This is a genomic window from Paenibacillus sp. NPDC058367, from assembly GCF_042723305.1.
Lineage (GTDB): Bacteria > Bacillota > Bacilli > Paenibacillales > Paenibacillaceae > Paenibacillus_AQ.
Genome location: NZ_JBHXIZ010000001.1, coordinates 1,198,312 through 1,223,736 on the forward strand (window position 1 = coordinate 1,198,312; position 25,425 = coordinate 1,223,736).

Consider the following 25,425-nt stretch of genomic DNA (forward strand, 5'->3'; position numbering starts at 1 on the left):
AAAGGTTGCAGCCTATTTGATTTCTGATTGGAGCGGTATAATCGTAAAACTAACTTTAGTGCCGCATCCTTCTACGCTTTCGATCCGTAAACCGGCTTCATGCCCATAATGAAGCTGCAGCCGATTATGAACGTTGCGCAATCCGTAGCTGCTGCCTGCCGAGTCATTATTCTTCAGCGGATCAATGCCCAAGTTTGCGCTTACCTTCTCCCTCAACAGCTCCAATCTTTCCCTGCTCATGCCTACACCGTCATCTTGAACAATAAAGGTTATATGCTCTCCCGCTGACGCCGCTTTAACGATAATGCTTCCTTTACCCTCTCTTTTCAAAATGCCATGAATCATCGCATTTTCAATTAGCGGCTGAAGCAGCAGCTTCAGCATTCTCATATCGAGCAGCTCCGCCGGAATATTCGCCTCGTAATCAAATTTATCCGGATATCGAATGGACTGGATCTTCACATAATGATCTACATGCAAAATTTCTTGGCTGATTGCACAATATTCCTGTCCTTTATTTAAGCTGAAACGAAGAAAATCACTCAATGAGCCGACCATATCTGCAATTTTTTCGTCTCCCTTCATTAGTGCCATCCAGTGGACTGACGATAACGTATTGTATAGAAAATGCGGATTGATCTGCGCTTGAAGCGCCGACATATCCGCTTCCTTCTTCAACGCTTCGTTTTGCTTCACCTCATCGGTTAAATTAATAATTCGCGAGCTCATCCGATTATAGCTAATAATCAGTTGTCCAACCTCATCGATCGATGTGACGGGCAGCGTCGGCAGCGGTTCGTCCGGGCTGGAATTTCTAAGAAAATTCGTTAATGCTGACAACGGTTTCGTCACCTTTTGAATAAGTACAAGTACAAAAGCGATGACAAAAAGCATGGAAATGCTGACTGCAATTGCAGTTAACGTTAAAAAATACTGGTTCTGCGCTCTGTAAGCTTTTGCCGGAATGATGCCTACGAGCCTCCAGTTAACATTAGGCATCTGATAGTACAGTACGGTACTCCGCTCCTCCGCTTCTCCGTAATCGAACGAACCCGACTTACTCTTGAAATCAACTATTCCGGGAAAATAATCGTTCAAGTTCTTGTTAGTCGAGTACCCTTCCGGCCCAGCCAATATCCGATTTTGTTCGTCCAACAGCAAGGCGACGCCTTCACCCTCTAGTCCAGCTTGCTTTAAATGGCTAGAGATAACCGATTGTGTCAAGCTAATTTTAAGCATGCCGATATCGTAATATTTTGATGTGCTGCGAATCGGCCGTGACATCGTAATGACATCCTCTTTGCCGTCCGACGTAACGAAGTGATGCACCGGAGACCACCATTTAGGATGTTTCTCATAATAACTGGGATATTCGCTCTGAATATCGGCCCATTCTGATTCGAGGACGGATCTGAAGGAAACCGACGGCTTATTATCTTCATTCGATTCGATCATGACATTGGCGATATATGGTTTGGAAATCGATAATGTTGTAAGTAAATTAACGATCGAGGTTTGCTTTAGCAAATCGTGTTCCGGTGTTTTCAAATAGCTTTGGACATCAGGGTGGCCGATGAGGAATAGAGATAGATTCTCAACATCGCTCACCATATTTTCCAAATAGGCCCCAATTTGCCTAAGCGTGTTCATGCCTGAACTTTTCGCTTTCTCTTCCGTTAAGCTTTCAGCAATATAATAGGAGAACAGTCCCAGAGACAACACCGGTACCAATACCGAAATAATAATCAACAAGCTCAGCTTCTGCTTTAACGATTTACCCAACCAGTTTTCCATCTTATCCTCCGTTCAGATTACCTTTATGCTCTGTTGCTAAATTGTAGCTTTCAAGACTTCCAGAAAACATGTTTGCGCTTTCATATTAACCTAAGTCGCTCGTCCCGACTAGAGTCTATTGTTGACTTGATGAAGCATTGCCTGGTCTTGAGGTCGTCGATGTACCGGGAGCGAGCACCGGATCTTACCTCAGCACAAAAAAATAGACCGCCCTCTCGCAAAGGAATACGCTCTATTTCCTGTTTGATCCTTCGAAAAGCGGCTATTGCACCGGCAGTCGTGTTTCCACACGGCTCTGCTTGCATTAGAGTCCATATGATGTTTGGTGGAGCCAAGGGGGATCGAATCCCTGACCTCATCGCTGCCAGCGATGCGCTCTCCCGCCATTGTTGGTTTCACTACCAAAGACACCCCGAAGCAATCAAAAATTTTCCAAAAAAACAAGATGCAATCCATTCTATGCATTTCGTCGGGACGACGTTATCCGGCTATACGCCGCATGCCCCTCGGTCCGAAGGCCCCAACCTGGAGCTCGTCCGGTGAATGAGCGAAGCGCAGTGCGTTACCGTTCGTCGCGGAAGGCGCATCAGGACACCCGAGGAAGCGGCGTCGGCCATGCGCGCCGGGGCGGCTTACGTGGGGGGGTCGGAGGCGCCATCACGCGCCCGCAGTTCATCGCGGAAGCGCGGGACGGCTTACCGGCTTCATCCGTCCATTCAGGAAGTTTTATTCTGTATCGTCGAAAAAGCACATTCCGGTCGCGTTGCCGCACTAATCGGAATGTGCTTTAATCAATTGTTTCCGCGTCTACTCCTGCTGCTGCCCCTCGATTAATTGAAGAACGCGATACAAGAACGTCGCCGCTTCCGCTCTGCTGGTCGTACTCTTCGGCTTCATATAACCGCCCGAGCCCGTAACCAGCCCATGCTCGAACAGAGTTGCCACGCTGTCCGCAGCATATGGCGCAATCTGGCTCGCATCACGGAAGCGCTCAAGTGTTGAACCGGATGTGGACGGCTTGATTGCCCCCGTCGTTTGAAGCGCTCGGGTTAGCATAACCATAGCGTCCTGGCGGCTGATTGAGTCACGAGGAGCAAAGTTAACTTCGTTCACTCCCGAAACGATTCCCAATTGCTTGACGATGGACACCGCATCGTAGTAATAATCATTCGGTTTCACATCGGTGAACGTCGAGGTAATCTCGGCGCGCAGGTCAAGCATGTTCACCAGCATAAGGATAAAATCAGCTCGCGTTACTTGATTTGCGGGGCTGAAAGTGCCATTTTCGATCGAAGTGCCTTTGACGATGCCTCTTTCGGCCAGCTTCTCTATTGCCTCGCGCGCCCATTCATACTTGCCAAGGTCAGTGAACGCAACTGGTTTCTTGCCGCCGACAGCATAGACGCCGACTTGGTCGATGGAGAATCGCAGTACGCCCTTGTCTTTGTCATAAGACGTGCCATCAATTACTGCCGCGCTGTCGCCCGTCAGCTCGAAAGCTTGCAGATCAGCAGCTTGCTCGCCCGCTTGAATCGAATACGGAATCGCAATGGAAATCGGTGCCTTCGCATTATTCCAAGACAGAACTTCACCGTCCAGTTGCAATGCAACTTCAACGATTGGTCTGTTGCCGATCCGGCCAGCCGTTTCGTTGCCGCGATACTCGCCTGCATGGTCGCTTACGATAACGAGCAGCTTTCCGGCATTCTCCTTGACTCCAGCCAGCATGTCGCCAGTCAATGCAAGCTGGGCATACGGCGTGGAGATATGCAGAATCAGATTAGACTGGTTCGTCAGATTAGCTGCGGGAAGCTCCAAAGCATAGCTGCCAGCTGCGTTCGACAGCTTCAATTCAAGACGAATATGCTTGTTGCCGTTGCTGTCGGCTGTTGCCTTGAGAATCGCGGCATTCAGATCCGCTGCTCCGACCGAAGCCACAGCCTGATTGCCTTTCAATATCGGGACAAGCACGACTTTGACTGAACCGTACGTTTGCAACGTATACGGATCTTGCGCCGAACCGCCTCCAATGCTGCCCTCATTGCCTCCGCCAGTGGAAGGCGGCTTGCGATATTCGAAGGCGGCCTTCGCTGGAGTCGTCATGTCATCCGTTTCTAGCTCGACCGTATACAGTCCTTGCTCTTCTCCGGTCAATGTGAAGGCGATGCGGAAGCTTCCGTCATCCTCAGTGCCCGTCTGGCCGGTATATTGAATGTTGCCTTTTGGGTCAAGCACTTTGACATACAAATGTTCTTTCTTGCCGTTCATGACTAACCCATTGATCGTAACTTTCTTCGTGGAGGCGTCCACGGCGGCTTGTATGCCGTCCAATGTCTTCAGCTCTTGCCGCTGGGAAAGATTGTACACGCCGAATTCATAGAAGGAATAACCGTAGAACGTAGCCCGATTCAGTCCCTCAAACTTGATGTATCTCGCCGTCGTTGCCGGGAATACCAGCGTATTCTTGCCGTCGGACGCTTTAACCACGCCATTGTTGCCGACTTTCAAGGGCTCCCACGTCTGCTTATCATCCGAGACGCTCAGACGGTATTGGTCCGCGCGCGCATATTCCCAATCGATGCGGACCGTATCGAAGGTTTGCTTGCTGTCCAGATCGATCTGGAACCAAGCCGTATCGCGCACTTGGCTCGCCCAGCGCGTACCCGGTGCGCCATCCAGAGCCTTAGAAGGCTCTAGACCTGCGGCTTCCGTCGAGGATGCCTCTGCTTCTTTGTCTTGTGCGATGCTGCCAATCTCATAATACACGCCTTCCTTCAGGGCCGTATAAGCGCCTTCCGTTACAAATTCAAGGCCTTTAGCCCCATCCAGCTTCGCATTGAATGCCAGCAAATAGCCTATGGCTTCCTCAGGATCGCTCTCTTGCGTACGCTCCATCATAATCAGAGCGTTGCACATAGCGCGTACCGTATCGGCATTGCTAAGCTGCTTGTTGTCTGCGTATTTATCAACAAGAGCCAATAGACCTTCAGCGCCCAAACGAGCTTCTATTACGAACTTAACCGTCTTGGATTTGGCAGCCGCCACCGTCAGCTCCAGCACATGCTTGCCCGGCTTGCCCGTCAGATCTACTATAGTTCCTTGCGTATAAGGTTTGCCGTCATACTTGGCCGTTACTTTGACGATACCGCTGTCATCATCTCCCGGAATGGCCCAGGTGAAGGCGGCCTGTGTCGTATCAGGCACAATCGTATGCTCCGAGATCGGCTCCCCGTTCATGAGCGCTACAACATCAGGCGCAGCGGCGTCTTGCTTCTGATAAGTGCCCTTCACGAATTGGTACAGCCAATCGTAGAGGACGCGGATAGCAGGATCCTCGCTTTTCGCCGCGCTGAAAATGGCGTTGTTGCCTTGATAATACGCTCTATACCCTTGCTGCATTAGCCCTGTATCCACGCCGCTGTTCAAGTAATCGATGAACCGCTCGCGGAAGACGGCGTCATTGATCATCCGGTCATCGAACTCCAGCTCCAGCGACATGCCGTACCGTTTCGCCATATCCGCTGTATCTTCCAGACGCGAGAACTCCATTTTCTCGAAGAAATAGTTCGGCTGCAGAGATACGGCATCGATGCCGACATCCTTCCACATGAATTTCTTATAAGCCAAAGAATGAGGGATCCAGAACATCTTCAGGTCAGCGTTATGAACGATGTCGCTCGCTTTCTTGACCATCTCCGGGCCAGTCGAATGCGTGCTTATTTGTTCCTCCAGCCAATACATGCCGACGAGCTCCAGATTCGAGTAGCCCGCAGCCGCCCATCTTGCTTGCACTTCATCGGTCCACCACTGAATCGCTTTGGCCCGGTTGTTCAGCGATGCGGCATTACCGACCACACTTAGGTTGAAGTCCAGATTTTCATCGTTAATGCTGCCAAAATCGGACTGATATTCGCCCGGATCGGGTATCATCATAACAACCTTCGTCTTACGGTCAGGCTCGCCAAGCTTCGCGCCTACCTCGGCCGTCGCCTCGTTCAGCGCGCTCATATCGCCGCCGGCGTTAAACGTTTTATTCAAATACCATTCCCATTCCACTCTTCTGGCTTTGCCGGCCGCTTCAACCGCGCCGAAGCCTCTGCCGTTTTCCGACGTCAAACCCAGATACAGCACGCCGTCGAACAGCCAATCGACAGGCTCTCCCTGCTTGTTCACATAGCTGATATTAGGGATAACCCGTTCCTTCGTCCAGGTTCCTGTACCATCCGGGTAATGCCCGTTATACAGCAAGCCCAAATTTTCAATCCCGCCAGTAGCCTCCCCAGGTTGCTGGAGACCATAAGGTTCGGGCTGCACTGGCTGGGCTCCGTCGATCAAGCCGTCCGCACCGGTTATCGTCACCTCGTCGATCATAGTCCACGCCCTCGGATGCACGGAGAACACCACTTTCACATACTGAGCGTAAACCAATCCTTCGGTATAATCGCCACGCTTGACGACTCCGGTCTCTGGGCTGCCGTCCCATTTATACGTCTCGGTGTTGGTCTGATCGCCCCATAACAATTTAGTCGCATTATGAGACAATACGCCCCAGTTCACCCCATCGTCAGACGCGTAGAATGAAACGGTGAGCGGTACAAGCGTTTCGTTGTTCGGCCAATCTTGCAAGAAACGCGCGCTCACATCCTTGATCGTTTTTTGCTCGCCTAGATCAAACACAACCGAACGAGATTTCTTGTAGCGGTGGCCCACCCAGTTGCCGCTGTCACGGGATGTGTCTACGGCATTGCCGTCCGTCAGCTTCGTCCCGTCATCCGGGAAAGCGTCCTCCGGCTGATCCAACCATGTGTACGTTTTCCCTTGAACCAAATTATAAAAGCTGGTACTCTCTCCGCCCGGCTCCTCCGCATACACGGAGGATATCAACGAGAACAGCATGACCGGGACAAGCAGCAAAGCAGTCAAACTTCGTCTAGTTTTCACTTAAGCTCACGCTCTCTTTCTATACATAATTAGTTCTGCTCCTGCGCTTGCAATTCTGCAAGCGCATCGAGCATGTTCAGAATGACGACCACAGCTTCAGCACGCGTCGCCGAGGCGGCCGGGGCAAACCGGTTGTCCCCCCGACCGTTCATTACTCCCGCCTCCTGGGCTACTGCCACATACGGCTTCGCCCAATCCGGGATTTGATCCGCGTCCGCATAAGAGAGCTCATGCCCTTCCGAAGTCTTCAGGCCCAAGCTGCGAACAATCATCGCTGCCAGTTCTGCTCGGCTAATCGAAGCCTTCGGACGGAAGGTCCCATCCGCATAGCCATTGATCAGGCCGGATTCCAAGGCTTGCGCAATATAAGGTTTCGCCCAAGCTTGAATTGAGCTTGCGTCCGCGAAGTCCAGCGAACTGTTCGTACCTTGCAGCTTCAACGCTTTGACCAACATGACGACGAATTCGTCCCTGCTGACCGTCTTATTCGGCTTGAACGTCTCGTCGGTATAGCCCGCTACGAATCCAAGCTCGACGGCCCGTTTGATGGACGCTTTTGCCCAATGGCTCGCAATATCGTTCAGTCGAACCGTTGTCGATCCGCCAGACTCCCCGCCATTGCCGTTGCCGTTCTCATTGCCATTGCCTGGATCTCCGCCTCCCGGATTCGAACCGCCGTTTTGGCCTTCTTCCGGATCTGGAGTTATTGGAGTCGGAACCCATCCTCCGCCACCAGAGCTAGGCAACGCTTTGATTTTGATCTTGAACGTTTTTTTCGCGGATGCATCTCCCTTGCTGATCGTCGCGGTCAGCACGACCTCCATGTCGCTGCCTGACGGACGTTGCAACAATTGTCCGTTGGCATTCAGATAGTCGGGCTTCGAGCTGCTCCAGACGATACGCGTGCCGAGCTGTCCTTTCTGCGGTAGATAGAGATTCGCGGCAATGCTTTCATTCACATTAAGCTCGATCAGACCCATTACGTCTTCGATCGTTAGACGATCGCGCGCAATGCTCAGCCCGGCATACGCCTGCTCGGCCTCAGGACGAGTCAGCTGGGCGGTTTGAATCGCCGCAGTCGCTTGTACCATCGCCTGTTGAAGCTGTGCCCAGCCCTCAGGAGAATAATTGTCCTCCACGAGCTTGTAGGCCTCGATAGCCGTCAACAGGTCGATAATCGGCCGTATATTGCCGAGCTTATATTCCTCGCCGTACACTTCAAATTCCTCAAAGGAATAGCCGAACATGGTAGCTCTGGATACGCCTTCGAACTTCACGTATCTGGCCGGCGTGCTTTGGAAGGTAGTCACGACGCGTCCCGGCTTTCCGTTAATCTCGCCGTTGTTGTCTTTCACGACATTCGTCCAGTTCTCCTTGTCCTCGGACACGAGAATGCGGTACTTCGAACCGTAAGCCGTTTGCCACAAAATAGATACAGCATCAATGTTCTTCACTTCACCCAGATCCACCATGAACCAGGTATCGTCCACCCAATTGCTGGACCATCTGGTGTCCCCTCTGCCGTCCACCGCTTTGTCCGCCGTGTAGGACGAGGATTCCGGCAGTGAGGATTCGGCTTGCTTATGCAAAGCCAGATTTCCATGCAGGTCCACGTAGGTGTTCCTCACGATGAGTTCGTCAATCAAGCCTTTAAAAGCATTCGTTTCACTGCCTATTTTGGCTACTGGCAATACGAACGTTTCCAACTTGGAGCCGTCTTTTAGAGTAGCCGTATACTCACTGCCGTTAATAAAGATGGAGGTCCCCGTGTCGTCGCCGATCATAATGACATGGGTCCAGCGGTCGGTCGGCAGCTTATAATTGAATTCGCTGACGTAGTTTTCTTTCGTGATGGCCAGTTTGCCACTGCCCCCGATGTTATATCTCAGCTGTCCATCCGGAGATTCCAGCAGCACAGCTCCTTGCGGGTTGTCAGCGTCCGGTTTGATCCACATGGACATCGTCCATCCGAAACCGAGCGTGCGAAGCGGCGTTTCCACGTAGCTGGCTCCGCCTTTGAGCCTTACTGCTTGCCCGAAGATTCCCTTTTCCGTGCCTGCATTCACCGCGTTGCCGTCAAAGCCGTTGCCCGAACGATCCGCGAAGCCCTCGTCGAAAGTATAATCGAGAACGATATTGCGCTCATTGTCGACTTGAAGCTTGTGCGACTGATGAACATCCGGCGGGTCCACGTACTTTGCGGCATCCGCCTGGAAGCTTGCAAAGTTCCGGTCGACACGGTTGCCTCTCCACAGCTTCTCCGCCAACACTTGCATGGAAGGCAAGATACGCTGATGCGAGTCCGCCATGGAGACGCCCTTCTCTACAGACACGTCGTTCCAGAGCGCGAACATGCCGCCTTTTACCTGCGGGTGCCCATAAGGAAGCTTCGTCTCCAGCCAATCGTTAGGCTCCCACTCATTGTAAATAAAATCGTAATTCAAATAGCTGCGGTACAGTTGCGGAACGATATAGAGCAAGTTCGTGTTGGTATTGACAACGTCGTAGCCAAGCTTAATGGCCTGCAAGACACTTCCGTACGGCTCATACCAGATGTCCATCGTCGCATTGTTGCTGACTGGCGTCGTGCCGTCATATGCGGACAGACTGCCCCACAGACGAGCGCGCTTGCCTTTGCTGTTAATGTGGTTAAGGAGCATATCCGCGTACCTGCGGAACGCCTCCTTGTCGTCGCCGAAATATTCATCCGTGCCGACGTGCACGTCCGGGCCGACGAAGGTCGGATTGCTGCCGTCGAGATACTCGTCAAAGAGTTCTTTAATGAAGTCGAGCGTCTCCGGACGATTGATATCCAGCTGATTGTTGCTGCCCAACCTAGGGTCGTAAGCGATGAACGCGCCGGAATGGCCCGGTGTATCGATTTCCGGCACGACGTTTACGCCGTATTCCATCCCAAGCAGCTGCAGGTCTCTGAATTGCTGCTTCGTATAGAAGCCGTCCTTGCTCGTCACTCCCGGGAATTTCTCGCTCTCCAGACGGAAGTAACCGACATCGCCGACATCATCGTTCAGATGAATCTGGAACCGGTTCATCTTATAGTAGGACATCAACTTCACATAATCCCGCAAAAATTCGATCGTATAAAACTTGCGGCCCACATCGAGCATGAAGCCTCGATCCGCGTATTTCGGATAATCGCGCGATTGCCCCTTGGGCATCGTCTTATGATCGGCATCGTGGCCGAGCAGTTGAAGGATCGTTTTTGTGCCGAACATGACGCCCGTTTGATCGGAGCCAGCGACGGAAGTATATTCGCCGATATTCAGCTCATAGCCCTCTGTCCCCAATCCCGTTTGCGCGGCATCCAGCACCAAATAGATGTCCCCCTCTTGAGGTGAACCAACCGTAACCGTCAGCGGAAGCTTCGTTAAATCAAGCAAGTCCTTCCGCAAAATATTGGCCGTCCCCTGCAGAGCCGCTTCATCCTCCGCGCGAATGACGATATTGGATTTATCCGTCAAGCGGAACTCGCCGGTTGTGCCCAGCCACTCACGCAAAGAAGGAATGACTCGCGGCTCCGGGTTCCGATCGCTCGTCTGCTCGTAGAGACCGGGTACGGTGACTAGCGCATTATCCGCTAACAGATATGTCGGATCGCTGTCGCTCTCGATTTGCAGCAGCAGCTGAACCTGAGTATCCACAAGCGGCGCATGAATATTGCCCTGCTCGTCGATCACCGGCAAGCTGTCCGTGTTCACCAGCGTCAGCGTATAACCATCCGGTACAGCGGGCAGGTTCAGCTGAGTGTCTCCCTCGGAGACGATGATGCTGTTTTTGACCGCATCCATCATAGGCGGCAACAGCGGTTTGCCCTTGTATACCTCGAATTCCCAGAAGGAGTATCCGTAATAGATATCCTCAATTGGACGTCGCGTTACTCCTTGGAACTTAACGTATTGCGCCAGTGTCGGCTCAAAATCGATCGTATCCTCGACTGGTCCGCGGGCGACGAGCACGCGGTTGTCCGCGAATACGTTCCTCCAGGTTACCGCATCGTCAGACACAAGAACTTGATATTGTTCCGCCGGAGTCTGCCAGTTGATGATTACTCTTCCAATTTCTACAGGCTCGCCTAGATCAACGTAGAACCACTGGTCATCCGTTCTTTCCGAAGACCATCGGCTTGCATCCCGATTGCCACCGTCGACCGCTTTCTCAGGCCCGAAAAAGTCTACTTCGTTCGACGACGAATAAGCCGTCTTTCCTAAAGCCAGATTACCTGTTGCGGCGTCGGACTTCTCCGATGAAATGGCAACTAAAATGAAAGCGGTAACAAAAAACACTAAAAAAATATTCCTATACCGTAAACGCACTACGATCCCCCCCGTTGTTTATTAGCTCGAATTTTACTCCAGCTTACCGCATGACTCTCCATGCTCAACTGCTGCAGCAATTTTATTATAAGTAGGGGCATTCGTTTCATCGATATACTTATCTTTACAATACATATACAAATGTGGACATTCGGCCTTCTATAGTGAATCAAGCATGCCAACATTTCTGTCATATCTCATGCTAATTAATAGTACAAAATCGTGATCCTTTCGAAGAGTAGTGAAAAATAAAAAAGCCATTTCAGTAGAATTGGCTTTTCTTCATGTTATGGAAATAGAGCCTAGGGGGAATCGTCCTAGGCTTTAAGCCCTATTCTCGAGGGGGAGTATATCCGTTGCCCTATTCAGGACCCGCCGATCTTATAGGATAATATAGAAAATGCATCCACTTGAATAGGGATGGGAGTGATTCCTCTTGTTACAATTAAACAGCGAACTGTGGGGCAAGCTAACCGGTCCTTACGAGTCGGGCGAAATGGTACCTGAACTGTTGGAGCGTCTGATGCTTGATTTCGATAAAGAAGTTTTCGACGAACTATTCCAGGAGCACTTATATCACCAAAATACGATCTATACCGTCACTTACGCGGCAATACCTTATCTGGCCAAACTTGCTCTCGCATCAAAAAATATGGAAGTGCGCCATGAAATCTACATCACTTGCGGGATTATCGAGTCGTGTCATGACAAAACAAGATCTGAGCCGTATCCCTCGGATTGGAACGAACTCGCTGCTGAAACGGGAAACGAGGTTTGTACGGAGATGTACCAATCTTACTTAAAAGCGATAGCGGAGCTTGCTTCGCTGGTTCCAGAGATGTTGGCCTACGCCAAACAAGAAATAAGCAGCGATACCGAAAAAAGATATGTTCTCATTGCCGACGCGGCTTATCGGGAATCCCAGAGCGTGGCAAACATGTTTCTGAATTTTACGGCTGGCGACGAATATGTGGCCGTTTGCGGAGTATGTAATCAAGAGGCTTACTTGTGGCCGAGCGGAGTAGGCGGTCGTATACAAGCATTCGCGGAAGATCCGGTATTCGAACCCCTTCAGGCAGCACATGAGGTTACTCCCGTTGAGGCATTCGTTGAAGCGGAACATCAAATACTGGCGGAGCGAGCCGATCAGCTGGGCGATTCCTCTTTTTTGAACCAATTGCCGTATTTGGCCGGGGAAATGAATTGTCCTTCATGCGGCGCCAGAATGCAGGTTTGGCCTAGTTTGCTTTCGACTTTTGGAGGGTAATAAACAGGAACTGGATATCGCATCCATTTCTATGTTTGGGGGGAATGACTTATCAGTGTTTCTATTTATTACACATGCACGAGGGAATACGTCCTAACAGAAAGCGAACAACAAGCAATCACAGCCATTGTCCAACGTTATGATCAGGATTTTGAAGGGAAAGACCGGGCGGAGTCTTTCACAGTGTACAAATTCGATTCGTCCAGATCAACGGAGATCTTCGCTGGCGCTACCAAGCTGTCCATGACGGATCAAATTGAAGATTTGCTGAACGATTTATTTCATTGGTTGAAATGTTTGACCGAGATACGTAGAAAAGTAGACGGTGGTGAATGGCATGTTCACCTGGATGATATCGATGCCGTGTGGGATGATGAATTAGGCTGGAAAATGCCTGAAAACTGATTTCCATAATGAATGCCATGCACTTGCTTGCCAGCCTTCAAATCATAATCATTACCTTTTAGACTACTTACACTTGAAGTCGCTAAAAACGAGCTAATGTTCAATTTTAACGTCAGTTCTACTGAATCTCGGTAAACCCTAACACACTCAATGATCGTACTAAGCATCATTTTCTTTTTAGCAGTAGAAGCTTTCTTAAATACCTCGCTCCAAACAGGAATATAGGTCTGGTGAGCCTGCATTTCAACTTGTTCTACCTTTTTAGCATTGAGCTTCTAAATTACCTCAAAAAGAAATAGACCGCCCTAGTCCAAAGGATGCGGTCTATTTCTGCCCGTAATACCTGAAATCAGCCGCCCTTAAAAGCGGCTATTGCACTGGGAGCCGTGTTTCCGCACGGCACTCTTTGCATTGTACGATTTATCTACCCAAACTATACCACGATCAAAACCAAATAAAAAGTCACTCCGCTTCCTGAACAACAAAAAAAAACGGCATTTCTGCCGTTTCTTTAGGATGGACTCTCAGGGGCTCGAACCCTGGACAAATAGATTAAGAGTCTACTGCTCTACCAACTGAGCTAAGAGTCCATATGAAGTTTGGTGGAGCCAAGGGGGATCGAACCCCTGACCTCATCGCTGCCAGCGATGCGCTCTCCCAGCTGAGCTATGGCCCCAAACGTAATTTTCAGATGTATGTAATCACACATTCTAAAATTCAGTTCGGTGTATTTAAGTCATTCTGACAAATCCAAGCGCCGTAGGCGACTCCTATATAATATAAAAAATCGCCTTCGCTGTCAACACTTATTTTAGTCATTAGACTAGCCACAACTCTACAATCTGTCCAGATCCCCAGTGCTCTTAGATAGCAGACCCTTCAGTTCCTTCATAAACATGTTAATGTCCTTAAACTGACGGTATACAGAAGCAAAGCGAACGTAGGCGACTTCATCTACTGGATAGAGCTGTTCCATAACCAACTCACCGATCTGTTGGCTCTCTACCTCAGCTACGGCGATGCCGCGTAGGGATTTCTCCACCTCAGAGACGATCTTCTCTAGACGTTCTACAGAGACGGGGCGTTTTTCGCAAGCCCGAATTAAACCACGCAGAATTTTATCACGGCTGAATTCCTCACGGCTGCCGTCTTTTTTGATCACGATTAACGGTGTTTCCTCGATCATTTCAAAGGTTGTAAACCGTTTGCTGCAACGCTCACATTCACGCCTGCGGCGGATGGACTTATTCTCATTCGCTGGTCGAGAGTCGAGCACTTTAGTATTTGTGTGATCGCAGTAAGGGCATTTCATAAGCTTCATCACTTCCTATTACATAATGTTTTTAGTCCCGGTATGTTAAACATCCGGCTTTTAAAGGGCTATTTCATTTTTTCCAGAAATCACCGTTTTTTTATTGTAATGATTATGGCAAGTCCGGCACATAATACAGTTACCAACAGAGGAGGTGAACAGCAATGAGCCAAAACAACAGCTCCAATAACCTTGTAGCTCCAAATTCCCGTGGTGCTTTGGAACAACTTAAATATGAAGTTGCCCAAGAACTCGGAATCACGCTTTCCCCAGATGGTTACCAAGGCAATAAAACTTCTTATGAAAATGGTTCGATCGGTGGTTACATCACTAAACGTCTTGTAACCCTGGCAGAACAACAATTGGCAGGTCAATACAAATAACCTGTCCACATAAGCTTACTGAAGAAGTATTAAACGATCGCAAGATCGTTTAATGCTTCTTTTTATACATAACACGGTTTTAGAATTCGTTGTAAATATCCGTGTACTGATCATAGTAATAGTTGACGCGCTGTACATAATGTCGGGTTTCACCAAATGGAATATCCTTAATCGTAGCATCCGTTCCATCCCAGATCCCCTCATCCAGCCATTTTTGAACTTTACCCGGTCCAGCATTATATGCAGCGATAACCGCTGTACGTTTACCTTCGAATTGACGGGATAATGTTGAAAGATACCAGGTACCTAGTTCAATATTTGCTGATGGTTCATGCTTTAGCTCCTCCATAGAAACATCAGGAAGCTTGGCCTTTTCAAGGGCCCATTTGGCGGTATCCGGCATAAGCTGCATTAAACCTATAGCACCTTTTCTGGATTCTCGTCCAGTTTTGAAGTTCGTTTCCACTCGGATAATCGAAGCCACTAGAAATGGGTCAATATCGTACGTAACGCTGTGCTTACGGATCTCATCTTTATAATGGATCGGATAAAACCAGGACATCCAGTTCGTACTCAGAAACAATATCGCAGTAAAACCAATGAATAACAGAAGAAGGACTCTTTTTTTACGTAACCATTTCATGATAAGCCCAGCCTGTCCCAAAGAACAGCAACCTGTTGCTCAGTGTGCGCAAGTTCGCCACTGTTGTCAATGATATAGTCCGCTTTGTTTCGCTTCGTCTCAATATCCAGCTGTGCATTTAAGCGTGCTTCTGCTTGTTCTAAAGAAAGTCCGTTACGTTCCATTAATCGCGCGATTTGCACTTCACGAGGCACGTAGACCACCAGTATTTCATGGAACATGTTCTCGAGTCCTGATTCGAAAAGAAGAGGGATATCCACAATTGTTAACTTCTTTGGATCTTCTTCCTCCATGCTGTTCATACGTTCTTTAATTTCCCGCCGGATTGCGGGATGCGTCAGATTGTTCAGGGCTTGCAGGGCCGCCGGGTCTTGAAATACAATATCCCCCAGCTTGCCCCTATTCAGTGTGCCATCCGGAGAGAGGATCTTACTTCCGAATTGTTTCACAGCCGCAGCCAACACCTCATGACCGGGGAGCATAACTTCTCTGGCGATCACATCCGCGTCAACCAGCCTCGCTCCCTTGCTCACAAGCAGTGCGGACACCGTGCTTTTTCCGGATGCAATGCCTCCGGTTAAGCCAATAATCATGTACTCACCTCATAATAGCTTCAGTATTCCCATTGTAATTAATAATAACGCGGGTAGTGCAGCAGCATGCTTCATCCAGTAGTTCCCAGCGAATCTTAATCCAGTCTTCATGCCCAGCAATAGAAATGTACCACTAAACAGAGCAATTGTAAGTGATGTCCATATCGGATTGAACCCCAGCAATGCTGCGCCAAGTCCAGCTCCAAAAGCATCTAGAGAGAGGGCAATCCCGAGCAGCATAGCCTCCATCGAAGAAATACTCCCGGAATCATCCATATCTGCAGAAGACGGAGTACGTAAGATCTGTACAACAATCCCCAATCTTCGTAACTCAAGGGAAAAGACAGCCGACTTTGCCTGCTCAGGAGCCATGGTAACCTGTTCTACAACATCTTCAGTATCAACAGCTACCTCTGCCCGAGCTTCTGTGGATAGCACATTTTCTTCACTACCTACTTTACGCTCACCTGTCTGTTCCTTCTCTTTCTGCATTAACATCTGGACGAGCGACCAGCACCCCATTAGCACGAGTATAACAGCGCCAACCTCAGAAGCTGCATGTGGAGACACTACCTTGGCAAGCAGAACACCCACTTGCATAGATACACAGATAACTACCCCCGAACAAAGCGAGATAATCAGAATGGAGAGCAATGGTATTTTCATTTTACGCAGTCCATATGTAATACCAACGCCAAAACCATCCAAACTCAAAGCAAAAGCTAGTAATATTAGTGAAAAAAATGGGCTGAGCACCCGCAATCCCTCCTGTGAAGAACCGGAACACTGAAGAATACACTTCATTCAGCTTCCGTTCTCTATTAAGCATTCTTCACACAGTATATGGGCGGGACAAGTAGTGGGTGCCAACCTAATTACTTCTTCAGTTTTCAACCTTACGCTGACAGCTTGGACAATAATGCGTTCCGCGGCCACCTACAACCGTTTTCTCAATCATCGTTCCACAGTGGTTACACGGCTGATCTTTACGACCGTAAATCAACAGCTGTTGCTGATAAGTGCCGCTCTCACCTTGACCATTCACATATGATTTTACAGACGAACCACCAGCGTTTACCGCTTCCGTCAGCGTACTGACAATAGCGTGATGCAGCTGATCAAGTTGCTCATCCGAAAGATCTTTGGCGCTGACTTCAGGATGTATCCCTGCACGATGTAACGACTCATCTACATAAATATTACCTATGCCGACGATATATTCCTGATTCAGCAGCAGCGATTTAATTTTTGTGCTTTTGCCTGATACAATCTGCTTAAACCTCTCCGGCGTAAAGGATGGCTCCAGCGGCTCCTGTCCTAGCTTATTAAGAGGAGGCAGCTGGAGGTCTTCACCAATCTGAAAAAGATGCATTGTACCAAACTGACGAACATCCGTGTAACGCAGCTCAGTGCCATCGGTAAAATGGAATATCACATGCGTATGCTTGTCCAGTGGATCTTCGTTCGAAAAAAGTCCGTAACGGCCCTCCATCCGTAAATGAGATACCAGCACCAGACCGTCTAACACGATGCGCAAAAATTTCCCTCTCCGTTCAACATTAACAATGCTATGACCTGCGAGCAGGTTGGCAAAAGCCTGAATATCATCCGGCCGCTGAATAATCCGGGCCAACCGGACGGTTACACTCTCTATCTGCTTTCCATTAACTAAATCATTCAGTGTTCTCTTGACTGTCTCTACTTCCGGTAATTCCGGCATGATGTCTTCACCTCAACTACATTATAGCTGATATGCACACCTTAAAGGGAGCCTATTTCGCTTCGTACCAGTTGCTACCAAAACTTACCTCTGCTTTAAGCGGCACCGATAACTGCAATGCTCCACCCATTACTTCCGGCAAAAGCGTCTTCATGAGCTCCATTTCATCCTCTGGCACCTCGAATACAAGCTCATCGTGTACCTGAAGCAACATACGGCTCTTTAGCCCACGCTCAAATAGCGCCTTGTCCATATGCACCATCGCCAGCTTAATAATATCAGCGGCAGTTCCTTGTATAGGTGTGTTCATTGCTGTACGTTCCGCAAAAGAACGTAGATTAAAGTTCTTCGCATTAATCTCAGGCAAGTAACGACGGCGTTCCAGCAGCGTGGTTACATAACCATGTTTCCTTGCATCAACTACGATATCATCCATATATCGACGTACACCTTGGTATACCTCGAAATACTGCTCAATAAATTGAGCGGCTTCTTTGCGAGGAATATTCAAGTTCTGCGACAGACCATAATCACTGATTCCGTACACGATACCAAAGTTAACGGCTTTAGCAGCACGACGCATATTGCTATCAACCTGATCGGCGGTAACTCCAAATACATCCATCGCTGTCTTCGTGTGAATATCCATATCATGGAGAAAAGCTTCCTTCATCCGCTCATCACCGGAGATGTGCGCAAGTACCCGTAGTTCAATCTGCGAATAGTCCGCCGCCAGAATGGACCAGCCCGGTTCGGATGGAACAAACACTTTACGGATTTTACGTCCTTCTTCTAAGCGGATTGGAATGTTCTGCAGGTTCGGAAATTGGCTGCTAAGCCGTCCTGTCGCAGCAATCGTCTGCCGATAGAATGTATGCACCTTCCCTGTTTTCGGAGAAATTTCCTTGAGCAGCCCCTCTACATAGGTGGATTGCAATTTGGCAATCGTGCGATATTGTAGAATCAAACGTACCACATCGTGATACGGTGCTAACTTTTCCAGCACCTCTGCGTCTGTTGAATATCCGGTCTTCGTCTTCTTGACGACAGGAAGACCCAGTTTTACAAATAAGATCTCGCCCAACTGCTTAGGTGAATTCAAATTAAACTCTGTGCCACAAATTTCATAAATTTCGGTGACCAGCTTGGAAATCTGAGCTTCGAATTCTTTTCCTAATTCTTTAAGATCCCCTTCGTTGACTGCAATCCCCTGTTTCTCCATATCCGCAAGAATACGTGATAATGGCATTTCGAGATCCTCGAACAGTCCGGTCATCGCCGTTTCGATCAATTCCTGCTGTTGTTTCTGGGCGATGCCAAGTACCGCAGCACTCTTACGTGCGACATGATTTCCTAAGATTTCAAGCTCAGGAATCTTATATTTGGCGCCTTTACCAAATACATCTTCATCAGGTGACAATCTTGGCAAGCCGTATTTCGTAGCGAGATCGTTTAGGTTCTGATTAGCTTCTGTCGGATCCAGCAAATAAGCCGCCAGCTGCACATCATGGGCTGCACCTGCAAAAGCAATTCCCTGCCAATGCAGTGCCAAATCAGCACGGTGAAGATCATATCCGCTCTTCGGAGCCTTCTCATCTCCTAACCAGTCGCGTAGCTTCGCAGCCGCTGGTTTCTGTAGTAATTCAAACGGCACATAATAATGTCGCTCCAGAGTAGATAGCCCTACCCCGATCACCTCGGCACGATGCGGATTATCCCCATTGGATTCTACATGCAGTGCCGAAATACTAGGGAGCGCTTCATTTAGCGCCTCAAGTTCATCTTCACTCACGATCGAAATATCGAGTGTAGCAGCTTCTACTTCCGCTGCACTCTCTTCTCCATCAGCTACTGGAGCATAGGCACTAAGTGACAACCTTTCCAGAAGTGATTTGAATTCTAATTTTGCGAGTGCGGGTCCTGCTGTATCCGCAGAAATTCCGTTAAAGATCATATCTTCCCACGAATGCTCAAGAGGCACTTCACGATAGATGGTTGCCAGTTTCTTACTCATGACAGCGTCTTCCGCGTGAGCTTCCAGCTTTTCTTTCATTTTACCTTTAAGCTCACCGGTGCCAGCTAATACACCTTCAACCGATCCGAATTGATGCAGCAGCTTGAGCGCTGTTTTCTCACCAACACCCGGAACGCCCGGAATGTTATCACTCGCATCACCCATCAGTCCCTTAAGGTCGATGATCTGCTCGGGTGTTAAATCATATTTTTCTCGAATTTGTTCTGGTCCATAAAGCTCAACCTCAGTAACTCCTTTGCGGATCAACGCAACGGTCGTATGTTCGGAAGCCAATTGAAGCATATCCTTGTCTCCCGACACGATCATAACCTTCCGGCCTGCTTCATCTGCTTGGCGAGAAATGGTTCCAATAATATCATCGGCCTCATAATTGCCAATTTCAAACTGCGGTACACCCAGATTTCTGAGCAAATCTTTCAGCAGTGGAAACTGCTCGGAGAGCTCGGGAGGTGTCTTTTGCCGACCGCCTTTATAATCCTCATAACCTTCATGCCGGAATGTGACTTTCCCTGCATCGAAGGCAACAATCATATGTGTCGGCTTGTGTTCTTCAATTAAACGGAGCAGCATCGTTGTGAAACCGTACACCGCGTTCGTCTGTTGCCCTGCTGTATTCGTTAGCGGAGGCATCGCGAAAAAAGCGCGGTAAATAATATTATTTCCATCTATAAGTATCAACTTGTCCATAGTGCACCTCGCCTTTTTCATGCTTACTTCTTACATCTTAACATATGGCCTGTCCAAGTAGAAACGGCTATACCAACTTAAACAATGGGATTAGCTGAAATGTTAGTAACATTAAGAGCAAATATGGGGGAATACAACAAGTAGCCGCCCTTATAAAAGGACGGCTACTTTAATTTACCTAAAAACACAAAAGATGTGAAGGTACGATAGTAATGGAGGAGAAGTTTGGAACTGTAGGAGCGAAGCGCCCGCCTTTGTCTCCGGATTTCAACCATAAAAAGCGGTATAAAATCAAGAAATCTGGAGACAACAGCGGCCGGAAGTCCAAACATTCTCCGCAGTTACGACAAGTACCAAACATCTTTTGAATCAAAACTATTCATTCAAATCTGGACGACTACCGGTAACCAGGTAAACTACGCTTTCACCAATGTTAGTAGCGTGATCGCCAATCCGTTCGATATATCGGCCTACCAGTGTCAATAACATAGCTTGGGATACTGTCTCCGGCTTTGTTACCATATAAGAATACAACTCATTGATCATCGCACCATACAATTGATCGACCTGATCATCATCCTGTGCCATTTTATAAGCCAGATCAGTGTTCTCATCCAGGTAAGACTGGATCGCCTCATCGATCATAATTGTCACGATTTCAGCCATACGAGGAATGTCTACAAGGGGCTTAATCAGCTGTTGGCCTTGAAGACGCATGGTCGCCTTAGCTACATCAATCGCCAGATCCCCCATGCGTTCCAAATCGCTTGATATTTTGAAGGCAACGATAATGCGGCGCAAATCTTTAGCTACGGGCTGCTGCGTAATAATTAAGCGTGAGCCAATTTCCATGATTTTATCTTCCATGGCATTCAGCTGTAAATCCGCTTCAACGACTTCCTGTGCGAGCGTTGTATCTAGATTTTGTAATGCATTAATTGCACCTTCAAGAGCATCCTTAACATGCTCACCCATCTGCTGCAGCAGACTGCGCAGCTCTTCCAAGTCTTTATCAAATTCTTTTCTGCGAATCATAATAAGAGCGATCCTCCTCATTAACGTATGGTCAGCTTGCCATTTCCAGGGACGAACACCCTTTTAAATCTGATCAGCCGAAACGTCCGGAAATATAATCTTCAGTGCGGGAATCTTTAGGGTTCGAGAAAAGCACCTCTGTGTCCGCCGCCTCTACAATTACACCATTTAAGAAAAACACGGTTCGACCGGATACACGTGCGGCCTGATGCATGTTATGAGTTACCATAACAATGGTATACTCACTTCTTAATTCCTGAACAAGCTCTTCTATCTTGAGAGTGGATACAGGGTCGAGCGCAGAGGTTGCCTCATCCATTAGCAGAATATCCGGCTGTACCGCTAACGCTCTAGCAATACAAAGCCGCTGCTGCTGTCCACCAGACAAGCTAAGGGCAGATTTCTTCAGAAAATCTTTCACTTCCTCCCATAGGGCGGAGTGACGCAAGCTTTTTTCTACGATCTCATCCAGTTCACTTTTGGAACGGATGCCGTGTAAACGGGGCCCGTAAGCTACATTGTCGTAAATCGACTTAGGAAAAGGATTCGGCTGTTGAAACACCATACCGACCTGCTTACGCAGGCTTTCCACCTCTACCTCATCACTATAAATATTTTTGCCACCGATGTTTACAGTTCCTTCTATACGTGTGCCAGGAATCATATCATTCATACGATTCAATGTGCGAAGCAACGTGGATTTCCCGCAACCGGAAGGTCCAATAAAAGCGGTAACCTGTTTCTCCGGGATTTGCAGATTCACATTCTTCAGTGCGTGGAACGACTCATAGTAGAGATCAAGATTCTCTATGTCAATGATGGATTTCATTAGTGTTTACGTCTCCTTCTCATCATCTTCGATCTCCATGATAAGCTTTTAGTGTAAATACAGTTGGAGAGAAATGTTAACGCAATGTAAAATCAGTGAGATGAATGGGTCCACATCACAGTATTTCCCCAGAAGCCAACTAGTACTCCGAGCATTTCTTATTTATGAAAAGTATAGAAAAAATAGAACTCCAGTCACTCTAAATGACCGGAGCTCTTTTTTTATTAACCACTAATTTATAGCCTACGCCTCGAATCGAATCGATATGAACGGATTCTGGATCCAGCTCAAGCTTTTTACGAAGTGAACTCACATGCACGTCCACCGTACGCTGCCCACCAATATAATCAAAGCCCCATACAGCATTCATGAGATCATCTCTCGTCAACACAACCCCTGGCTTACGAGCCAAATATAATAGCACTTCGAACTCTTTAGGCCGTAAATTAATACTATGACCACCGAGGGAGACTTCATATCTCTCAGGGTAAATCTCTAATTGACCTAAGATAATGGTAGAAGCAGAGATAGGTGTTTCTGTCGGTGCTTCCTCAGCAAGTCCAGAAATCCTCCGAAGTACAGCACTTACTCTAGCGAGCAGTTCAGAGACGCCGAATGGTTTGGTTATATAATCATCAGCACCTGATTTCAGCCCTCTAACTACATCTTCTTCCGCATTTTTAGCGGTCAACACAATAATAGGTGTTCGGATACCTTGTCCACGCAATTTATCAAGGATGTCAATGCCATTCATACCTGGCAACATCAGATCTAATACGATCAAGTCAAAAGGTTCCCTCGTCGCACGATCATATCCTGCCGTACCATGATCCTCTACTGTTACCTCGTAACCTTCCTGCGTTAAGTTATAGGACAGCAGCCGGGCCAGTGTCGGTTCGTCTTCAATGACAAGCAATCGTTGAGCCATAGGTTCCCCCGTCTTCCATATAGTTTGATTTTTACAAAGCAACAACAAAACAATCATATCACCACAATGTTAACTTGGTGTAAAATCGATAAGGTGAATTTACAAAAATCTAATCCACCTTTTCTTCCTGCAAGAGCGGCAACTCAATAATAAATGAACTTCCGATCCCCAGATCACTTTTAACCGAAATCACACCATGGTGCAGATCTATCAAGTGCTTCACAATAGACAGTCCCAGCCCCGTTCCACCGGAACTTCTTGATCTTGCTTTATCCACTCGATAAAAACGTTCGAAAATGCGCGGCAGATCCTTTTTGGGAATTCCCATCCCTGTATCGGTAACGGTAAATTGGACATTCTCAGAACCATCTGGCTTCAGTATATTCTTAACGTAGACTTTTACGCTACCCCCTTCATGCGTGTAATTAATCGCATTGGAGAGCAGATTCATAAAAATTTGACGTAGTTTATCTTCATCGGCCTCAATGAACAGCTCCTCAGGAACCTCTACGTTAAGACTAATACTTTTCTTCTCAGCCACTTTGCTAATGGTTCCCAGCACGGAATCAAAGAATTCAATGATATGAACAGGTGAGCAATCGAGCTGCACACGTTTAGATTCGATTTTAGATAATTCCAGAATATCTCCAATCAATCGATTTAAGCGTTCGTTCTCATCATAAATAATTTGCAAGAAGGAACGGGCTGTCTTCTCATCCTTAACCCCACCACCCAGCAAGGTCTCGGCAAATCCTTTAACAGCGGCAACCGGCGTCTTCAATTCATGGGATACGTTAGCGACAAATTCACTTCGCATCCGCTCCAGGCGACGAATCTCTGTTACTTCCTGCAGCAGGAAGAGCATGCCTCTATACGTCCCGTCCTGGATCATAGGTACTGCGTCCATACGTACAATCCGCTCTCTCGGATTGTAAATACTTCGTTCTTCATGGAGCGGTTCTTTATTCGATACCCCTTCTTCAAGCAGACGTGTTAACTCATAATGACGCTTTAGCTCCTTGTACGAATGACCCGCCATTTCACTGTTGCTAACATCCAGCATCCGCTCTGAGGCTCGGTTCAGCAGGGCAATTTCTTCGTCCGCATTGATCATTATGATGCCGCCAGTCATATTGTCCAGTACGCTCTGCAGCAGATCCTCATTATCACGAATGGTCTTAAGCTGAGCTTGAAGACTGTCAGCCATGGCATTTATCGCTGTCGCCAGCTGCCCAACCTCATCTTTACGCTTCAAATGGACTCTTGCATCATAATCAAGATCTGTAATACGCCGCGCGACTCTCGTGATTTGTTCAAGCGGTGAAGTCATGCTCGATGCCACTTTGTAGCTGACAATAGTTGCTGCCAGGAACAAAACAACTAACCCCCCAGCCATAATCATCCAAGCACGGTTAAGCCCTTCCGTTACTGCATCCAGTCCCATCGAGACCCGAATGTAACCGTCAAAACCATGATCTGAGGTCACCCGCTCAGCTACATATAACATCTCGCGATCTAAAGTTTCGCTGTAACGAATGGCTCGTCCAGTCCCCTCTTTAGCCGCAACAATCTCCTCTTCACGATTGGCGTGATTGTCCATCTCCAGAGGATTTTTCTCTGAATCCCCTAAAACTTTGCCTGACTTACTAATAAAAGTAATCCGGGAATCTAGAAGCTCGGCAACATGCTCTGCCTGCTCCGTGTAATACGGAATGGCATTGGTGGCGTTCATATCTACAAATTCCAATGTGCCTGCGAGTAGATTTATTTCCCGGGACATGTTCTCTTCGAGAGCAGCTATATGGGAGCTCTTAAACAGATGAGCCATCGTAAATCCAGTGCCAATCATGGAAATACCGATTAAGGCCATAAGTATAAACGTAAGACGAGCGCGAAACGGTTTCATCTGAAGTGTGCCTCTCCCTTTTTCATTGTATCTTTTATCCTAACTTCATTTTCATCAAAAAACCAGTGCTACTATTTTCGTGACATAAATCCCTACTATAATAGATTATATAAAAATAACAGCCCAAGTTGATTATCTCTGGACTGTTACTTTGTATTACTTTTGTAAAATATCATGATTTCATTCTATACAGGTTGCAAGAAACCACTGATTGCCCTGAGTATCTCTAATACCCGCTCCTCTTTCCCCATAAGGCTTATCTAATGGTTCTTCTATGATGGATGCCCCGGCATCCAAGCACTTACGAAAGGTCTCATCCACATTTCTTACATATAGATGAATAGCGAGCTGTACTGGTGAATATTTCTCATTAGCCTCGGAAACCTCGATGATCGAATCTCCTATTCTAAGTTCTGCATGTCTAATCTTGCCTTCATCATTCCGCAGCATATCATTAATTCTTGCATCAAAGCAGTTCACAACAAAATCAATCAATTGATCTGCACCAGCCACGATAAAATACGGAGTAACGTTAAGAAGACCATTTCTAATATAATGTGGTACCATTCGTAAACCTCCTTTAGACAAGCATAAACACCTTCGGCGTCCCTAT

The 25,425-nt window shown here is 47.8% G+C and carries 18 protein-coding genes and 2 tRNA genes; 4 read left to right on the forward strand and 16 right to left on the reverse strand.

Annotated features, from left to right (window positions below; all coding sequences use genetic code 11):
- Positions 1-12: 12 nt before the first annotated feature.
- Positions 13-1,794, reverse strand: a complete 1,782-nt coding sequence (locus ACFWMP_RS05355; RefSeq protein WP_379422396.1) for a sensor histidine kinase — start codon at positions 1,792-1,794, stop codon at positions 13-15.
- Positions 1,795-2,430: 636 nt separating this feature from the next.
- Here ACFWMP_RS05355 and ACFWMP_RS05360 point away from each other — a divergent pair.
- A complete protein-coding gene (locus ACFWMP_RS05360) occupies positions 2,431-2,628 on the forward strand; it encodes a hypothetical protein (RefSeq protein WP_379422398.1) in 198 nt (65 codons plus the stop codon).
- Here ACFWMP_RS05360 and ACFWMP_RS05365 read toward each other — a convergent pair.
- Both ACFWMP_RS05365 and ACFWMP_RS05370 read right to left on the reverse strand, forming a co-directional pair.
- Positions 2,602-6,735, reverse strand: a complete 4,134-nt coding sequence (locus ACFWMP_RS05365) for a DUF4855 domain-containing protein (protein WP_379422400.1) — start codon at positions 6,733-6,735, stop codon at positions 2,602-2,604. The two genes, ACFWMP_RS05360 and ACFWMP_RS05365, sit on opposite strands and share 27 nt — an antisense overlap.
- Positions 6,736-6,764: 29 nt before the next feature.
- Positions 6,765-11,069: an S-layer homology domain-containing protein gene (locus ACFWMP_RS05370; RefSeq protein ID WP_379422402.1), complete on the reverse strand. Its 4,305-nt coding sequence runs from the start codon at positions 11,067-11,069 to the stop codon at positions 6,765-6,767.
- A gap of 436 nt (positions 11,070-11,505) precedes the next feature.
- Between ACFWMP_RS05370 and ACFWMP_RS05375 the strand changes: the two genes are divergently transcribed.
- Positions 11,506-12,336 (forward strand): hypothetical protein, encoded by an 831-nt coding sequence (locus tag ACFWMP_RS05375; protein WP_379422404.1) that lies wholly within the window; start codon positions 11,506-11,508, stop codon positions 12,334-12,336.
- 183 nt (positions 12,337-12,519) lie between these two features.
- Positions 12,520-12,741 (forward strand): hypothetical protein, encoded by a 222-nt coding sequence (locus tag ACFWMP_RS05380; RefSeq protein WP_231573411.1) that lies wholly within the window; start codon positions 12,520-12,522, stop codon positions 12,739-12,741.
- A gap of 517 nt (positions 12,742-13,258) precedes the next feature.
- On the opposite strand, the gene ACFWMP_RS05385 is transcribed toward ACFWMP_RS05380, so the two are convergent.
- The 3 genes from ACFWMP_RS05385 to nrdR all read right to left on the reverse strand — a co-directional run bounded on the left by ACFWMP_RS05385 (position 13,259) and on the right by nrdR (position 14,053).
- Positions 13,259-13,331: transfer RNA gene (locus ACFWMP_RS05385), tRNA-Lys, on the reverse strand.
- A 10-nt stretch (positions 13,332-13,341) separates the two neighbouring features.
- Positions 13,342-13,417, reverse strand: a tRNA-Ala gene (locus ACFWMP_RS05390).
- Positions 13,418-13,576: 159 nt separating this feature from the next.
- Positions 13,577-14,053 carry a transcriptional regulator NrdR gene (nrdR, locus tag ACFWMP_RS05395; protein WP_042126015.1) on the reverse strand — a complete coding sequence of 159 codons (477 nt, stop codon included), beginning with the start codon at positions 14,051-14,053 and terminating at the stop codon, positions 13,577-13,579.
- Between the two features lie 164 nt (positions 14,054-14,217).
- Here nrdR and ACFWMP_RS05400 point away from each other — a divergent pair, with 164 nt between their 5' ends.
- Positions 14,218-14,436, forward strand: coding sequence for an alpha/beta-type small acid-soluble spore protein (locus ACFWMP_RS05400; protein ID WP_042126012.1), 219 nt, complete (start codon positions 14,218-14,220; stop codon positions 14,434-14,436).
- Positions 14,437-14,515: 79 nt separating this feature from the next.
- On the opposite strand, the gene ACFWMP_RS05405 is transcribed toward ACFWMP_RS05400, so the two are convergent.
- The 10 genes from ACFWMP_RS05405 to ACFWMP_RS05450 form a co-directional block, all read right to left on the reverse strand.
- Complete coding sequence (locus ACFWMP_RS05405; RefSeq protein ID WP_076283312.1) at positions 14,516-15,079, reverse strand: lytic transglycosylase domain-containing protein; 564 nt, start codon at positions 15,077-15,079, stop codon at positions 14,516-14,518.
- Positions 15,076-15,672 carry a dephospho-CoA kinase gene (gene coaE, locus ACFWMP_RS05410; protein ID WP_379422407.1) on the reverse strand — a complete coding sequence of 199 codons (597 nt, stop codon included), beginning with the start codon at positions 15,670-15,672 and terminating at the stop codon, positions 15,076-15,078. The genes ACFWMP_RS05405 and coaE overlap by 4 nt, the downstream gene beginning before the upstream one ends.
- Before the next feature lie 9 nt (positions 15,673-15,681).
- Positions 15,682-16,428, reverse strand: a complete 747-nt coding sequence (locus ACFWMP_RS05415; RefSeq protein ID WP_076283314.1) for an MntP/YtaF family protein — start codon at positions 16,426-16,428, stop codon at positions 15,682-15,684.
- A 127-nt stretch (positions 16,429-16,555) separates the two neighbouring features.
- Positions 16,556-17,392: a DNA-formamidopyrimidine glycosylase gene (gene mutM, locus ACFWMP_RS05420; protein ID WP_042186551.1), complete on the reverse strand. Its 837-nt coding sequence runs from the start codon at positions 17,390-17,392 to the stop codon at positions 16,556-16,558.
- A gap of 52 nt (positions 17,393-17,444) precedes the next feature.
- Positions 17,445-20,114 carry a DNA polymerase I gene (gene polA / locus ACFWMP_RS05425; protein WP_339269981.1) on the reverse strand — a complete coding sequence of 890 codons (2,670 nt, stop codon included), beginning with the start codon at positions 20,112-20,114 and terminating at the stop codon, positions 17,445-17,447.
- A 375-nt stretch (positions 20,115-20,489) separates the two neighbouring features.
- Entirely contained in the window at positions 20,490-21,149 is a 660-nt protein-coding gene (phoU, locus tag ACFWMP_RS05430; protein WP_042186547.1) for a phosphate signaling complex protein PhoU, read from the reverse strand.
- Positions 21,150-21,222: 73 nt separating this feature from the next.
- The gene (gene pstB / locus ACFWMP_RS05435) at positions 21,223-21,978 is read right to left on the reverse strand and encodes a phosphate ABC transporter ATP-binding protein PstB (RefSeq protein ID WP_042186541.1); all 756 of its coding nucleotides are present in this window, start codon (positions 21,976-21,978) and stop codon (positions 21,223-21,225) included.
- A 199-nt stretch (positions 21,979-22,177) separates the two neighbouring features.
- On the reverse strand, positions 22,178-22,906 hold the full coding sequence (locus ACFWMP_RS05440) for a response regulator transcription factor (protein ID WP_042125998.1): 729 nt from the start codon (positions 22,904-22,906) through the stop codon (positions 22,178-22,180).
- 109 nt (positions 22,907-23,015) lie between these two features.
- The gene (pnpS, locus tag ACFWMP_RS05445; RefSeq protein ID WP_379422411.1) at positions 23,016-24,812 is read right to left on the reverse strand and encodes a two-component system histidine kinase PnpS; all 1,797 of its coding nucleotides are present in this window, start codon (positions 24,810-24,812) and stop codon (positions 23,016-23,018) included.
- 180 nt (positions 24,813-24,992) lie between these two features.
- Positions 24,993-25,379, reverse strand: coding sequence for a VOC family protein (locus tag ACFWMP_RS05450; RefSeq protein WP_042186537.1), 387 nt, complete (start codon positions 25,377-25,379; stop codon positions 24,993-24,995).
- Between the last annotated feature and the right edge of the window lie 46 nt (positions 25,380-25,425).